Here is a 14,622-nt window from a genome sequence, read left to right on the forward strand (position 1 = left end):
AGCGCAGGATATGAACGACTTGATCGCGCCCGCGCCTGCTTCGACGCCCGACACCGTCTCCTTCGGCTACGAGGATATCCCTGCGACCGAGAAGACCGCCCGCGTCGGCGGCGTCTTCACCAACGTCGCGTCGAAATACGACCTGATGAACGATGCGATGTCGGGCGGCATGCACCGCCTGTGGAAGGACCGCTTCGTCCGCCGCGTGAAGCCGCGCGAGGGCGAGCAGATCCTCGACATGGCCGGCGGCACCGGCGACATTGCCTTCCGCATGGAGCCGTCGGGCGCGTCGATCACGGTCGCCGACATCAACCCGCAGATGCTCGAAGTCGGCATGCAGCGCGCCCAGAAGCGCGGGATCGACGGCCTGGTCTGGACCGAAGCCAACGCGGAAACGCTGACCTTCCCCGACAAGTTCTTCGACGCGTACACGATCGCGTTCGGCATCCGTAATGTGACCGACATCCCCAAGGCCTTGCGCGAAGCCCACCGCGTCCTGCGCCGCGGCGGACGGTTCTACTGCCTCGAATTCTCGACCACCGTGTGGCCCGGGTTCGCCGAGGTGTACGACGCCTATTCGCACAGGATGGTCCCGAAGCTCGGCCAGCTCCTCGCGCAGGACGCCGACAGCTACCGCTACCTGATCGAATCGATCCGCCGCTTCCCCGACATGCCCAAGTTCAAGGGCATGATCGCCGACGCCGGCTTCGTGCAGACGAAGGTCGAGCCTTTGCTGGGCGGACTCGTCGCGATTCACAGCGGCTGGAAGATCTAGTGATCACGCGAAGGCGCGCGAAGATTTGTTCGCGCAGAGGCGCAGAGGCGCGGAGAGTAAGCAGAAGCGAGGGCGCAACGGCCTTCTGCGCGCAGCCGCGCTTCATTTCTCCCTCGCCAATGATGAAAAGCCGCATCCGCGGCGGGGCGCCACACCTCAGCGCCTCTGCGCCTCTGCGCGAACCAATTCTGTCTTCTCTTCGCGCCTTCGCGCCTTCGCGTGAATACACCCCTCCTTACGGTGCCCGCGAGCAGTGACCGCCTCCACCACCCACATATGGCGACTCCTCAAATGGGGCCGCATCCTCGCTCGCCACGGCGCGCTACGTGGCATCGAGCGCGACCCGAACACGCCAGCCCCCGTCCGCCGCCTCGCACGCATCGCGCGGTTCGGCGCGCGCGTGCCCGCAGTGCCGCGCTATGCCGACGCGTTCCAGGCGATCGGACCCGCGGCGATCAAGCTCGGCCAGACGCTCGCCACCCGCCCCGATCTCGTCGGTGAGGACGCCGCGCACGATCTGCTGAGGCTCCAGGACCAGCTCTCCCCCGTCCCCTACGAGACGATCGAGGCGGCGATGCTGGCGAGCTTCGGCAAGCCGCTCGAGACGTTGTTCTCGCGCATCGAGCAGGTCCCGGTCGGCGCCGCGTCGATCGCCCAGGTCCACCGCGCCGTCACGACCGACGGCCGCCAGGTCGCCGTCAAAGTCCTCCGCCCCGGCGTCGAGGACGATTTCGCCCGCGCGATCGACACGTATAGCTGGGCAGCCGCACAACTGGAGGCGCTCAGTCCCGAGGCGATGCGCCTGCGCCCGCGCCTCACGATCGAGACGTTCAAGCGCTGGACCCTGCGCGAACTGAACTTCCGCCGCGAAGCCGCCTCGGCGTCCGAACTCGCCGAAGGCATGACCGCAGAGGCCGATTTCGTCATCCCCGCAATCGACTGGGCACGCTCGACCAACAAGGTCATGACGATCGAGTGGATCGACGGCATCAAGCTGTCCGACCGCCCGGCGCTCGTCGCAGCCGGCTACGACCTTCCCGCACTTGCCAACACGCTCGTCCGTGCGTTCCTTCGTCAGGCGATCGCCGACGGGTTCTTCCACGCCGACATGCACCAGGGAAACCTGTTCGCACTCCCCGGCAACCGGATCGCCGCGATCGATTTCGGCATCATGGGCCGGATCGATCGCCGCGCGCGCGTCTGGCTCGCCGAGATCCTCTACGGGCTGATCACCGGCAATTATAAGCGCGTCGCCGAGATCCATTTCGAAGCCGGATACGTCCCCGCGCATCACGACGTCGCCGAATTTGCCACCGCGCTCCGTGCGGTCGGCGAGCCGATGCGCGGGTTGCCGGTCAAGGACATGTCGATCGGCATGATGCTCGACAGCCTGTTCTCGATCACGCGCGATTTCGACATGGTGACGCAGCCGCACCTGCTGCTGCTCCAGAAGACGATGGTGATGGTCGAGGGCGTAGCGACCAGCCTCAACCCCGACATCAACCTTTGGGAAGCGGCCGAACCGTTCGTCCGCGACTGGATTCGCGGCGAACTCGGCCCCGAGGCGATGATCGCCGACCGCCTGATCGAGGATTTCCGCACGCTCACCCGGCTACCCGAGTTGGTTCGCCGGATCGAAGCGCATTACCCTGCCCCCGGTGGCGCACCGCCGACGATGCCGCTGCGCGAGATCGAAGTGATCCGGATCGGTGGTGGCTGGCGGTACGGTCTGGTCGCGGTGCTCGCGGCCGCCGCGGGTGTCGTGACGACGCTGCTTCTTGGTTGAGGGCATGAAGACGCGCCGCGGCGCTCCGTTATGGGTGACCGGCGCAACCCGGTTCGCAGGCATGCCGTCGGCGCAGGCGCGGATCGGCCTTGTGCTATTCGCGGTATTCCTGATCGCCTGCCTCAGCGCGATCGCTTCGCCGGGCCCGCGACCGAGCGTTGATGGAGAGGTCGCATCGACCTCGGTCGCGGCCGATGGCCCGCCCCCGGGACAGACCGACCTGCTATTGTACGAGACGATCGTCGCGGGGATCCGTGGCGGCTCGCCCTATTACGCCGTCGCCGCCGAGACGCAGCGCATGGGCCATTACCCGCTGAAGCCGTTCTTTGCGGTCCGCTTGCCGACCTTGGCCGTCATTCAAGCGGCATTGCCCGCGATACTGGTGAACCTGCTGCTGTTGGCGCTGTGCATCGGGACGATCCTCGCCTGGGTCGCGCGGCTTCGTCCTGAAACGACGGGCATCGTTCCGCTCGGCGCGGCGGGGCTGCTGGTGGTCGCCGGCCTCTACGTGAACCTGGACCAAAGTTTCGTGGTGTTCCACGAGGTCTGGGCGGGTCCTTTGATCGCGCTGTCGCTGGCGTTGCGCCGTCCGGGCCATTGGCTGCCTGCAGTCGCGTTCGGGCTGTCGGCGATGCTGATCCGCGAGACCGCGCTGCTGTACGTCGCGATCATGGCGGTGTTCGCATGGGTCGAGGGCGAGCGCCGCGAGACGCTCGGCTGGCTCGCGGCAATCGGGGTCTTCGCCGTGGTGCTTGCCGCCCATGCACACGCGGTATCGCTTATCAGCGGGCCGCTCGACCGCGTATCGCAAGGATGGACCGGGCTCGAAGGATTCGGGTTCTACGTCAGGCTCGCGACGATCTCGTCGGGGCTCGACATCCTGCCGCAATGGCTCGCCTCGCTGGTCCTCGGCACAGCGCTGTTCGGCTGGCTAGCCTGGCGCGATGCGGTCGCGACGCGCGCGCTGGTCGTATTCGCCGCCTATGCCGCGCTGATCTCCCTGTTCGCGCGGAGTGACAATTTCTACTGGGCGCTGATGACCACGCCGGTGCTGCTGGTCGGGCTGGTGTTCGCGGTCGACGGCCTGCGCGACATGATCGCCGCTGCGCGCGATACGCGGCGCATTACGGTGACGCGCGTTATCCGCTAGAGCTGGCGGCATGAAACGCATCCTCCTGATCGTCGGTGGCGGGATCGCCGCCTACAAGGCCGCCGAGCTGATCCGCCTGCTCAAGACGCGCGGATACGCGGTGCGGTGCGTGATGACCGAGGCCGCGCATCATTTCGTCACCCCGATGACGCTCGCCGCGCTTAGCGAGGACAAGGTCTACACCACGCTCTGGGACCTCAAGGACGAGGCGGAGATGGGCCATATCCAGCTCAGCCGCGAGGCCGACCTGATCGTCGTCGCGCCCGCTACCGCGGACCTGATGGCGCGGATGACGGCGGGCCTCGCGAACGACCTCGCAACCACGCTGCTCCTCGCGACCGACAAACCGGTGCTCGTCGCCCCGGCGATGAACGTCCGCATGTGGACCCACGCCGCGACCGTCCGCAACGTGGCGCAGCTTCGCGCCGATGGCGTGACGGTGATGACGCCGGACGAGGGGATCATGGCATGCGGCGAATATGGTCCCGGCCGCCTTCCAGAGCCGCCCGCGATCGTCGCCGCGGTCAAGGCGATGCTCGCCCCTGCCCCACCGAAGCGGCTGGCAGGGCGTCACATCCTCGTTACAGCCGGCCCGACGCACGAGCCGATCGACCCGGTCCGCTACATCGCCAACCGCTCGTCGGGCAAACAGGGCTTCGCGATAGCCGCAGCGCTGGCACGGCTCGGCGCACGCGTAACGCTCGTCGCCGGCCCCGTGACGCTGCCAACTCCGCATGGCGTCGACCGGATAGATGTCGAAACGGCGCGCGAGATGGCGGATGCGGTCAACCGTGCGCTGCCCGCCGACGCCGCCATCATGGTGGCCGCGGTGGCGGACTGGCACGTCGAGTCCGTCCCGCAGAAGATCAAGAAGGGCGACGCCACGCCCACGCTCATCCTCGCGGAAAACCCTGACATCCTCGCGACTTTGGCGCGCAGCCCGGACCGCCCTCGCCTGCTGGTCGGCTTCGCGGCCGAGACCGAGCGCGTGATCGAGCACGCCGTCGCCAAGCGTATTCGCAAGACCGCGGACTGGATCGTCGCCAACGACGTATCGGGCGACGTGATGGGCGGCGCGGACAATAGCGTTCACCTCGTCACCGAAGCGGGTGTCGAAAGCTGGGAGCGCCTGCCCAAAGACGCCGTCGCCGCACGACTGGCGGACCGCATCGCCGATGCGCTAGAAGCCGCATCATGATCCGTATCGAACTGAAGCGCCTGCCGCGCGGCGAGGGCCTGCCGTTGCCCGCCTATGCGACCGAGGGTGCCGCCGGGATGGACGTCGTTTCCGCCGAAGCGCTGACGCTCGCCCCCGGCGCACGCGCTGCGGTCGCGACCGGCTTTGCTATCGCCATTCCCGCAGGTCACGAGGTCCAGGTCCGCCCCCGCTCCGGCCTTGCGTTCAAATACGGCGTCACCTGCCTCAACACGCCGGGCACGATCGACTGCGACTATCGCGGCGAAGTGAAGGTGATCCTTGCCAACCTCGGCCAGGAACCGTTCGAGATCGCGCGCGGCGATCGGATCGCGCAACTCGTCCCCGCAGTCGTCCTGCGCGCCACGCTCGACGAGGTCGCGACACTCGACGACACCGTGCGTGGGCTCGGCGGTTTCGGATCGACCGGCCGATGATCGGCGCGCTTCTCCTTCTGCTTCAGGCCGTTGTTCCACCGGTCCTGGTTCCCACCGTGCCGACGACGCAGGTGGCCAGCACGCTGCCGCCACAGGACTGGAGCACGCTTCCGATCCTGCGCATCCGCGGTCAGGCGACGGCACGCGCGAACACGTCCGCCTACGTTCACGGCGAAGTCGCTGCCGGCCGCTGCGCCCGTGCGGTCCGCACCTCTCTGGGCTGGACGCTGACCGTCGACCTTGCCGTGCTGATCACGCCCGACGGCCGCCTCCGCCGGGTGACGCCGCGTGCGATCGACTGCCCGACGGTCGAACAATATGCCGCCGGGGTCATTCTGGGCTCCCGCGATTCGATCGATGTTGTCGTTAAAGACACCGACACCTGGTACCGCACCACCATCACCTTCGTTTGGGGCGCATGATCCTATCCGACGACGAACTCGCCCGGTATGCGCGCCATATCGTCCTCAAGGAATTCGGCGGCACCGGCCAGGCGCGGCTGAAGGCGGCGACCGTCGCGATCGTCGGCGCAGGCGGCATCGGCTCGCCCGCGATCCAGTATCTAGGCGCGGCGGGAGTCGGTCGCTTGATCCTGATCGACGACGACACCGTCGAACCCTCCAATCTTCAGCGCCAAACGATCTTCAGGACCGCGGATACCGGTATCGCCAAGGTCGACGCCGCAGCGGCGGCCGTAAAGCGGATTAACCCGAACGTTTCGGTCGATACGCACCGCGTTCGGATCGATGCCGACAACGTCGCGGCTCTCCTGGCCGGCGCGGACGTAGTACTCGACGGCTGCGACAATTTCGCGACGCGTTTCTGCGTCGCCGATGCAGCGCATGCTGCGAAAATCCCGCTAGTCTCGGCCGCCGTAGGCCAGTTCGAAGGGCAGCTAGCGACCTATCGCGGCTGGGAGGCAGACAAGCCGTGCTACCGGTGTTTCGTCGGTGAAGATCCGGAGCGCGCGGAGACCAGTTGCGCGGAGGACGGCGTGCTCGGCCCCGTCACCGGCGTAATCGGCAGCCTGGCTGCACTGGAGGTATTGCGGGCGATTGCGCCGTTCGGTGACGATCCGGCCGGCAAATTGCTGCTGATCGACCTGCTTGCGCTACGTTTCCGTACGATTCGCCTTCCCAAGGATCCTGGGTGCACGACCTGCAACAAAATCGCGGCTTCACTGTAAGTTAGCGACAGGTTTCTTTCTCGGCGCAGACGAAATTGGAAAAATAACAACTAAAGTCTCGTGCGGGACGAACAGTAGTTCTTTTGCATTGCGGCATTTTACGGTATCCCTTTGCGCAGGGGGGACTGCGCGTGCGTCCGACAAGTTCATGAATGTGGAGACCGGCGTTTTGAGCCGCGCTATGTCACCGTCACGTGGCAAGAAGCCTGCGCGGACTTGGCGCCCGAGCGCGTCCTCACTTCGCGTCCGCCTGATCCTCGGCATGCTGGCGGTCGATACCGGCTGCATTATTGTCAGTTATATGGCGGCGGCGGGTTTGCGGGGGGTATTCGCGAACGACACCGCGTGGATCGTAATTCTTGCGATGGTAATCCCAATCTTCGTTATTACGACGCTCAATAACGACAGCTATGCAGCCACGAATCTGCGCGATCCTTTCCGATCTGTGGCGCGTGGATTGCAGGCCTATGCGCTGGCGATCTCCGCAGTCATCTTCATTGCCTTCTGCCTAAAGGCCAGCGATACATTTCCGCGTCTTGTCGTCGCGACGGGCTCGGCATTCGCCATTGTTTCTCTCGCGTTAGGGCGGTTCCTATTCGTCCGGCACATGCCTGCGCTCATCGGCGGAAATCCGTTCAGCATCGTCCTGCTGTACGATTCCGGTCAGCCGATCCCGCGCGGCGACTTCTCGGTCGTCATCGCAGCAGACTCCTATTTCGACCCCGATCACCATGATCCCGTCATGTACGACCGCCTCGCGCAATCGCTGTCGGGTGCCGACCGTGTCATCGTCGCATGCAGCCCCGAGCGTCGGCTCGCCTGGGCGCAGGCATTGAAGGGCGCGAACATTCAGAGCGAGATCTTCATGCCGGAGCTGAACGTGCTCGCCCCGCTCGGCATCAGCGCGCACGGTGACACCCCGACGGTCATCATCGCCAACGGCCCGCTCGTCCTGTTCGACCGCTTCGTGAAGCGCAGCTTCGACGTAATACTGGCGAGTTGTGCGCTGGTGACACTGATGCCGATCTGGATCCTGATCGCGCTGTCGGTGAAGATCGATTCGCCCGGTCCGATCTTCTTCAGCCAGATCCGGATCGGTCGCAGCAACCAGATGTTCCGCCTGATGAAGTTCCGCAGCATGCGCGTCGACCTCAGCGACGGCGCGGGCGCGCGTTCGACATCACGCAATGACGACCGGATCACGCGCGTCGGCAAGTTCATCCGCAGCACCAGTATCGACGAACTGCCGCAGCTGCTGAACGTCCTGAAGGGCGACATGAGTATCGTCGGCCCGCGTCCGCACGCCCTCGGCTCGCGCGCCGCCGATAAATTATTCTGGGAAGTCGACCAGCGATACTGGCATCGCCATGCCGCCAAGCCCGGTCTGACGGGCTTGGCGCAGGTTCGCGGCTATCGCGGTGCAACGCTGTACGAGGACGACCTACGCAACCGGCTTCAGGCGGATCTGGAGTATCTCGAGCACTGGTCGATCTGGCGCGACATCAAGATCATCCTCCTGACCTTCCGTGTCCTGCTGCACCGGAACGCCTTCTAACGTTCCGGTGCGCGTGCCGGTGAGCAAACTGCCAGCAGCTCGCCAGCAGGTTCGTAGCGAAATCCCGGATACCGGGCCCGATGTCGCTGCGGGCCATCAAGATCGCCAGATCGGCCTGGACGTACCCAGCCTTGTCGCCGCAATCATAGCGCTAGCCATCGAACGTGAAGCCGTGGAACGGCTGGTTGCCGATCAACTGCGACATCGCGTTCTGGCTGCGAATAAGTCTGAGGCCTAGCACGGTCTCACTCCGCCTATCCGCTCAGCTGCCACCGCACGCGCGGGAATAGGCCTGAACTATGTCGGATCGCTAGCTCCGCAATGGACGAATATGTCCGCGATTTGACAAAAAGAGCCTCACCTCGGTTCGTTAATCGAATCCTTACAATCTGGCATTTCTGCTCAGAGGCAGTCCCTCATGCCCAAATTTTATCAGGGAGCGCGTCAATTTCGGCGTCCAAACGAGTGCGTTACGAGTTCCAGCAAGTGTCGGCCCAAACCACTGCCCCGGCCTGAGCATTAAACGTCTATGATCGCATCCTTGAGCGTCATAGTCATAGACGAAGCACCATTTCACATTCTCGGCAACCATATTAGCGGGCGACGGGTGACGAAAACGCGGGCGATCGCGGCACTGCGTCGAGACGCTCGGAGTCATCTTTGCCAATGACGTGAAGAGTACACTGCATCAGCCACATACCATATTCTTAATGTCGGCGACGTGCGCAACCCGCCGCAGCGAAGTGGGGAGCCACCTTGAGTGATTTTGCGCCGACGTCACTCGGGCGGGGATAAGCGCAGCGACATCAAGACTGACAGCGACCGCGGCAGACGCCGCCTCGGAATTCCCGAACGCCATCCAACTGCTCGTCGTCGAGTTTCTCAGAGCGTGCGCCGAAGCAGTGCCGGCGCCGCGCAGCGACGGTGTAGTGCAGCCCGGCCAATTGCGCCTCGGGATAGTCGTTCCGCGCCGAGCCTTGAGGATTTCGCGTATGCGCCGAGCTTGGCAATCTCAGTCCGGGCATCCGCATCGACTACATGAGGAAACCATTTTTGCCGTCTTCCCCTCATTGCCGGCACACAGTGAGGCGAGTTCCTCATCGTGCGACGCAACCGCGCCATCGGCGCGACGAGCATGGCGTGTAAGGTGTGTAAGGCGTGCAGATTAGATGGAGGATCAGCCTTGAGCAGCATGCAGAGTAGTGATCAGGCCGCTCGCGCGGCATAAACCGGGCAGGTGCGCCGCCACGGGCCTACGACCGCCAATCGAGTAATCGCGAGGAACATTGGACGTGGCCGGTAGCCATCGCGCCGACGGTTCTCGCCCTACGTAGCTCTTCACCAAAAAATCAGGCCGGCTGCCTTGCCAATTGCGACGCAATCGGTAGGCCAGCCCCTTCCACATTACCGTTATCCCGTACGCCGATACGAGATGCTAAATATCACATTTAGCGATGTAAATTTTTCGCTGTACCGGCCACTGAGCTCAAGATACGTTTTTTAGCACGTGCGGACGAATGTTGAACCAAATTTGTCAGGCGATGCATCCATCGGGATAGAGGTTAAAATGAATATTCGGGTTGGTATTCAAGATTCTTGCGTGTGCTATATCGCAAATGAAGGTTATCTTTTTCAGACGCTGACCAGCGCGCTTCAGGCCAAATCACTTTCCGGAAATGCTGCTGATATTATATTAGTAAATCTCACCGCTAAGCCAACCGCGGAGACTGAAACTGTATCCGAGGTTTGCGAGAAGATTGGTATAGTTTTTATCACGAAAAGTCCGGATTTCTTGGAAGGTCTTCCCTTCGTTTACTCTCGTATGTTTTTCGACGAATTTCTTCCGAGTCAGTACACTAATATAGTATATATAGATGGCGATACCCAAATAGTATCGGATATTACACCACTTATTATTATGCCTCTTCGGGCTGGGTTTATATGCGCGGCTCGTGACCCTATGGTATTTTTAAATAAAGCCGGTGCCCTTACCGATAAAAATCGGGAGGAAGTTAGCAGGATTGGTGATGGCTATGTCAATGCGGGAATATTACGATTTAACCGCTCGACGTGGTCATCATTATCGAAAGACGCTTTGGCTTTAAAGCGTGCGTCAGTAACGAAGCCTGTATTTGAAGATCAAACTGTTATCAATATTGTTGCACAGAATAAAATTGAATTTGCCTCTATAAGTTGGAATTTTCCAGGTTTTATTATGGGCTACGGATTTGAAAGCCAATTTCCGCCTAAGATTGTGCATTTCATGTCCGACCCCCGGCCGTGGCAAGGCATTTACGCCCCATGGGGTAAAAAATGGGCAGAACCTTATAATGACGTGACCAAACTATACCCATCATTGGAAACTCTTCGATCGCGACATGATGTTTTTCAAAGATCGGCTTATTCGGCTAAGCAGATTTTAAAGACGGCGAAGGAGCATCGTACTTGGCGTCACAAGGCGCTGGTCGATTCCGTTGCGATACTTAATAAATCAGTTGTTATATAGATCGCAGCTTAATGCCAATTACGTGGAAACCAAGACGAGAATTCTTTGGTATTATACTGCCATGGGGTACTTGCAGTGGATTCAGTTCGTCATCATTATTCGGTGTTGATGATGACCGGGGGGGCATCAAACAGCCGCTCGCCGCGTAATGCAAACTCGTAATTTTTCACATTAACCAATCGCTAGTCCTGATCGGCGCGCCGATAGCTGCATCTGCAACTAAAATCAGGGTCCTCCGTTCAGCATGTACGGGTCGAATTCCAGAGATTGCCAGCGTCAACCGTGCAAATCGGCGCCCAAAACGCGACCCTATCCGTTCTCGATACAACTAATTCAAAACGCCTAACAAAATGACTTTTTAAGATGTCATTACCGATCGAGACCACCTCGGATCGTAAACTCTCTAGCTGTTTCAGCTATTTCTGAGGCCCTGGCGGGTCGCAGTTCGACGCCTACCTACAATGACGAAGGTTCGCGTTCAACTCGTTAGCATCTCCACAGCCTCATATTTTGCAGCCTGAAGGTATGTGCGCTCGATGCCTCTTTTTCACAAAAGTTTTCTTTCCACAAAATCTACTTTTTGACGACGCCCAAAATGAAACTATGCAATTAAATGACGAGTTCTATTTATAACAATTGTACGACCATAAAATAGTTTGGTGTTATTCAATCTAACAGAAATTAGTATCGTACTATTTAATACAGAAAATCTTTCGACCGTATTTGGGTAAATGACCCCACCAAGAATGAATCTGCATCGTTATTTATTTGTTTTTACATATACAAGATTATGAGCTTGTAGTTTAATATCCATTATCAGTTTGTTACGGGATGCAGATTGCCATAGCCCCTTCGTTGACGCTTTCTTGAATGTGTAGCTGGCGAGTAAAGGGAGTGGATTATGCGTAAGGACGTGCCGTCCCATCAAACAGATGGGGCAATCCAAACATTGCAAGACTCCAGTTCGTACGGGGTCGACCAACTTGCCCTGGAACGGATCGTAGCTGACGCCGGGTATGCCACAGGGTGTAGCGCGGCCATCGTGTGCCGCGAATGCGACGGCGAGTTCATCATCGTTGTCGGCAACGCCGATGGTCCACTACAAGGTTTCGCACCCGCTGTTTTGTACGGAGAAAATCTGGTCCATTCCCGCAATATCGCGACACAATTCGTCGACGACGCACCATCCTCGCCAATCGGTTTTCATTCCGAGCATGGTCCGGAAGTGCGATTTTCTGCGGCTGCGAGAATAGCGGACGACGAGAATAGCTTCCTTGTAGTCTTACACGGCGAGGATCACCCTCCGCTCAGCCGGGCACAAATATACGTTTTACGTGCTCACGCAGCACACTTGGCAACGGTCTTTGAGCTCGCAAAAATGCGAGAGACCGTCGATCTCGTTAATGGCGCTGCAAATGCAAAGATAGAGCGGCTGCGTTTGCTGGAATCGGTTGCGGTCCATGCCCGCGATTCCATCCTCACCACTGAGGCCGAACCGATAGATCTGCCGGGGCCGCGCATCCTCTATTGTAACGCAGCCTTTACTAAAACGACCGGCTACTCAGCCGCAGAGGTACTAGGACTGACCCCTCGCATCCTCCAGGGGCCAAATACCGACCCTGCCGCCCGCGCCCGACTGCGCAAGGCGTTCCTGGCTTGGGAATCCGTTGAGATCGAGCTCATCAACTACCGCAAAGACGGCACGGAGTTCTGGGTCGAGCTCAGCATCGTCCCCGTAGCAGACGATCGAGGCTGGTTTACACACTGGGTTTCGGTGCAGCGCGATATCACCGAACGCAAGGAAGCCGAACAACTCGCCAACCGTGTCCGCATTGCCGAATTCGAAAACAAGGTGTTGGCCACAGAGATCCAGGAACGCAAGCGCGTCGAGGGTGAACTGCTGTACACGGCATTCCACGATAACCTGACGCGGCTGCGCAATCGAGCGTTCTTCATGGAGCGCTTGGCAACAGCCCTCGACCGCGCACGAGGCGAGACGCTTGCAGCATGCTCGGTACTGTTCCTGGATCTTGATCAGTTCAAGATCGTCAACGACAGCCTGGGGCATCTCGCCGGCGACACGCTATTGAAGGAAATCGCGCTGCGCCTGAAAGATTGTGTCCGGCCGCAGGACACCCTTGCTCGCCTTGGCGGAGACGAATTCGCCATTCTCATCGAGGATGGGGTCGGACTTGCCACGCCGGTTCGGGTTGCCGAGCGCATTATCGCCGCGCTACGTGCCCCTGTACAACTCGGCCGCCAAAGCGTTTTCCCCTCCTGCAGCATCGGCATCGCTCAAACAGATGACCGTGAAGCGCTGCCTGACGATCTGATCCGTGATGCTGACATCGCGATGTATGTCGCAAAGCGCGCAGGCTACGGCGATTATGCGATCTTCGACGCGTCGATGCACAACAGTGCGGTAGCACGACTTAGCCTGCAAACAGATTTGAGACAGGCGATCGAACGGGGCGAATTTAACCTGGCCTATCAACCTATCGTCGATCCCGCGACCGGTGCCCTGTTCGGCTTCGAAGCCCTTGTGCGCTGGGACCATCCCGCGCGCGGGCTCATTTCGCCTATCGATTTCATCTCCGTCGCCGAAGAGATCGGGGTTATCCGTCAGATTGATCACTGGGTGATGCGCGAAGCCTGCTCACAGCTCAGCAAATGGCAGCGGCAGTTCTCAAATCCTTCACTGCGCATGAACCTGAATACGTCTGCGGCGGTATTCGTCGACCCCGAATTCCTGAAGGATCTCACCAAAACGATGGCTGAGTTCAGCTTGCTGCCGCAGTGCATCGAGATCGAAATCACCGAAGGCATCTTCCTTCACCCCTCTCCCGAGATAGCAGCGACGATCGCTGCAATCCGGCAACTTGGCGTGCGGATCGCGCTGGACGACTTCGGCACGGGCTATTCATCGCTCAGCTACATCAACCGTTTTTCGATCGACACCATCAAGATCGATAAGTCCTTTATCGATGACGTCTGCGCTGATGATCGCACTCGAGCAATCATCGATCTAATCATTAAGTTAGGCCGCACCCTCGACGTTGCCGTGGTCGCCGAAGGCGTGGAAACGAAAGATCAAGCCGAGGCATTGACAGCGATCGGCTGCCGCGCTGTTCAAGGATTTTACTTCGCACGTCCGCTGTCAATCAACGACGCGACAGAACTACTTCGGAGATCAATGGAATGACATTTCACGTGTAGAACGAGCCTATGGCACATAGTCGCGGTCTCAAAATCTTTAGCAACTCATCTCATTACGTGGCTATTCTGAAAACTACCTTGCCTTTCCGTTTTTTGATATTCTATGATAACGCCATCCCTTCTCGCCCCCATTCATAACCACTAATGGCTGTAAGCGCCTATTTGCGTATGATTGGGCGAAGAAGAATATGAAAGTGGTGTTCAACTTTCGAAAACGTTCAGGGTGCGGGGCAAGCCCCCGTTCGGTTAATCGACGCCCGGGGGCTATCCGGCAAATCCGTGCGGTCTTACCCGATCGGAACGATTCCGCCGGTGCCGGGTATCAGGCGTCTGGTCCGTTCGATGCGTGCCCAAGCAGGGAAGTCGTTTACCGCGATAGCTAGGGGCGGGAGGTGTTTTTTTCGACGACGGTAACCGGCCGGTGCGACAGACCGCGCCGGCGTTGGGCGCCATGGACGACCTGCACCGGAATTTCGATGCATGCCACTGCGCGAACGACACCTTCTGCGCCGTCAACAATATCGACGGGCGGTTCTATGCGAGCCGGATCGGCGGTGACACATTCCTGATAGATATGACGGCGGGCGCTGCTTTGCGCGGAGATAGCCCGGGCCACGCGGCCGGATGGCGCGATTGTCGATCGGTCCGCTGGCTTTCTATCCCGATCCTCTTTGAAAGATCAGTTCGTCGGCTTTATTCGTACGCCTCCGGTAGCGGCCGCCTTGCCGGTCAGGCGAAGGACCGGTCTTAAGCGCGCTCTGAAGAGTACGCTTAGGAGTAGGTGTTGTGGGTCAGATCACGGTTTTTGGCGGGCCT

11 protein-coding genes are annotated in these 14,622 nt (G+C 60.2%); all 11 read left to right on the forward strand.

All coding sequences use genetic code 11. The features are described 5' to 3' along the window. Positions 1 to 10 precede the first annotated feature (10 nt). Positions 11 to 775: a class I SAM-dependent methyltransferase gene (locus tag U1708_RS13750; protein ID WP_332746403.1), complete on the forward strand. Its 765-nt coding sequence runs from the start codon at positions 11 to 13 to the stop codon at positions 773 to 775. A 253-nt stretch (positions 776 to 1,028) separates the two neighbouring features. Next, entirely contained in the window at positions 1,029 to 2,561 is a 1,533-nt protein-coding gene (ubiB, locus tag U1708_RS13755; protein WP_307083837.1) for a 2-polyprenylphenol 6-hydroxylase, read from the forward strand. Between the two features lie 4 nt (positions 2,562 to 2,565). Continuing rightward, positions 2,566 to 3,711 (forward strand): hypothetical protein, encoded by a 1,146-nt coding sequence (locus U1708_RS13760; protein WP_332746404.1) that lies wholly within the window; start codon positions 2,566 to 2,568, stop codon positions 3,709 to 3,711. A 10-nt stretch (positions 3,712 to 3,721) separates the two neighbouring features. Beyond that, complete coding sequence (gene coaBC / locus U1708_RS13765; RefSeq protein WP_332746405.1) at positions 3,722 to 4,909, forward strand: bifunctional phosphopantothenoylcysteine decarboxylase/phosphopantothenate--cysteine ligase CoaBC; 1,188 nt, start codon at positions 3,722 to 3,724, stop codon at positions 4,907 to 4,909. Next, on the forward strand, positions 4,906 to 5,343 hold the full coding sequence (gene dut, locus U1708_RS13770) for a dUTP diphosphatase (RefSeq protein ID WP_332746406.1): 438 nt from the start codon (positions 4,906 to 4,908) through the stop codon (positions 5,341 to 5,343). The genes coaBC and dut overlap by 4 nt, the downstream gene beginning before the upstream one ends. After that, on the forward strand, positions 5,340 to 5,765 hold the full coding sequence (locus tag U1708_RS13775) for a hypothetical protein (protein ID WP_332746407.1): 426 nt from the start codon (positions 5,340 to 5,342) through the stop codon (positions 5,763 to 5,765). Before dut ends, U1708_RS13775 begins: the two co-directional genes overlap by 4 nt. Then, positions 5,762 to 6,529: a HesA/MoeB/ThiF family protein gene (locus U1708_RS13780; RefSeq protein WP_332746408.1), complete on the forward strand. Its 768-nt coding sequence runs from the start codon at positions 5,762 to 5,764 to the stop codon at positions 6,527 to 6,529. Before U1708_RS13775 ends, U1708_RS13780 begins: the two co-directional genes overlap by 4 nt. A 181-nt stretch (positions 6,530 to 6,710) precedes the next feature. Then, on the forward strand, positions 6,711 to 8,084 hold the full coding sequence (locus U1708_RS13785; protein WP_332746409.1) for an exopolysaccharide biosynthesis polyprenyl glycosylphosphotransferase: 1,374 nt from the start codon (positions 6,711 to 6,713) through the stop codon (positions 8,082 to 8,084). A gap of 1,567 nt (positions 8,085 to 9,651) precedes the next feature. Further along, the gene (locus tag U1708_RS13790; RefSeq protein WP_332746410.1) at positions 9,652 to 10,590 is read left to right on the forward strand and encodes a glycosyltransferase family 8 protein; all 939 of its coding nucleotides are present in this window, start codon (positions 9,652 to 9,654) and stop codon (positions 10,588 to 10,590) included. A 901-nt stretch (positions 10,591 to 11,491) separates the two neighbouring features. After that, entirely contained in the window at positions 11,492 to 13,792 is a 2,301-nt protein-coding gene (locus U1708_RS13795; protein WP_332746411.1) for a putative bifunctional diguanylate cyclase/phosphodiesterase, read from the forward strand. Between the two features lie 465 nt (positions 13,793 to 14,257). After that, positions 14,258 to 14,557: a hypothetical protein gene (locus U1708_RS13800; RefSeq protein WP_332746412.1), complete on the forward strand. Its 300-nt coding sequence runs from the start codon at positions 14,258 to 14,260 to the stop codon at positions 14,555 to 14,557. Positions 14,558 to 14,622: the final 65 nt, after the last annotated feature.

Source organism: Sphingomonas arabinosi, assembly GCF_036663715.1.
Lineage (GTDB): Bacteria > Pseudomonadota > Alphaproteobacteria > Sphingomonadales > Sphingomonadaceae > Sphingomonas.

Excerpts from the sequence above, each read along its gene's own strand:
- U1708_RS13750 (WP_332746403.1), top strand. The coding sequence starts at position 11 with ATGAACGACTTGATCGCGCCCGCGCCTGCTTCGACGCCCGACACCGTC.
- U1708_RS13760 (WP_332746404.1), top strand. The coding sequence starts at position 2,566 with ATGAAGACGCGCCGCGGCGCTCCGTTATGGGTGACCGGCGCAACCCGG.
- coaBC (WP_332746405.1), top strand. The coding sequence starts at position 3,722 with ATGAAACGCATCCTCCTGATCGTCGGTGGCGGGATCGCCGCCTACAAG.
- dut (WP_332746406.1), top strand. The coding sequence starts at position 4,906 with ATGATCCGTATCGAACTGAAGCGCCTGCCGCGCGGCGAGGGCCTGCCG.
- U1708_RS13775 (WP_332746407.1), top strand. The coding sequence starts at position 5,340 with ATGATCGGCGCGCTTCTCCTTCTGCTTCAGGCCGTTGTTCCACCGGTC.
- U1708_RS13780 (WP_332746408.1), top strand. The coding sequence starts at position 5,762 with ATGATCCTATCCGACGACGAACTCGCCCGGTATGCGCGCCATATCGTC.
- U1708_RS13785 (WP_332746409.1), top strand. The coding sequence starts at position 6,711 with ATGTCACCGTCACGTGGCAAGAAGCCTGCGCGGACTTGGCGCCCGAGC.
- U1708_RS13790 (WP_332746410.1), top strand. The coding sequence starts at position 9,652 with ATGAATATTCGGGTTGGTATTCAAGATTCTTGCGTGTGCTATATCGCA.
- U1708_RS13795 (WP_332746411.1), top strand. The coding sequence starts at position 11,492 with ATGCGTAAGGACGTGCCGTCCCATCAAACAGATGGGGCAATCCAAACA.
- U1708_RS13800 (WP_332746412.1), top strand. The coding sequence starts at position 14,258 with ATGGACGACCTGCACCGGAATTTCGATGCATGCCACTGCGCGAACGAC.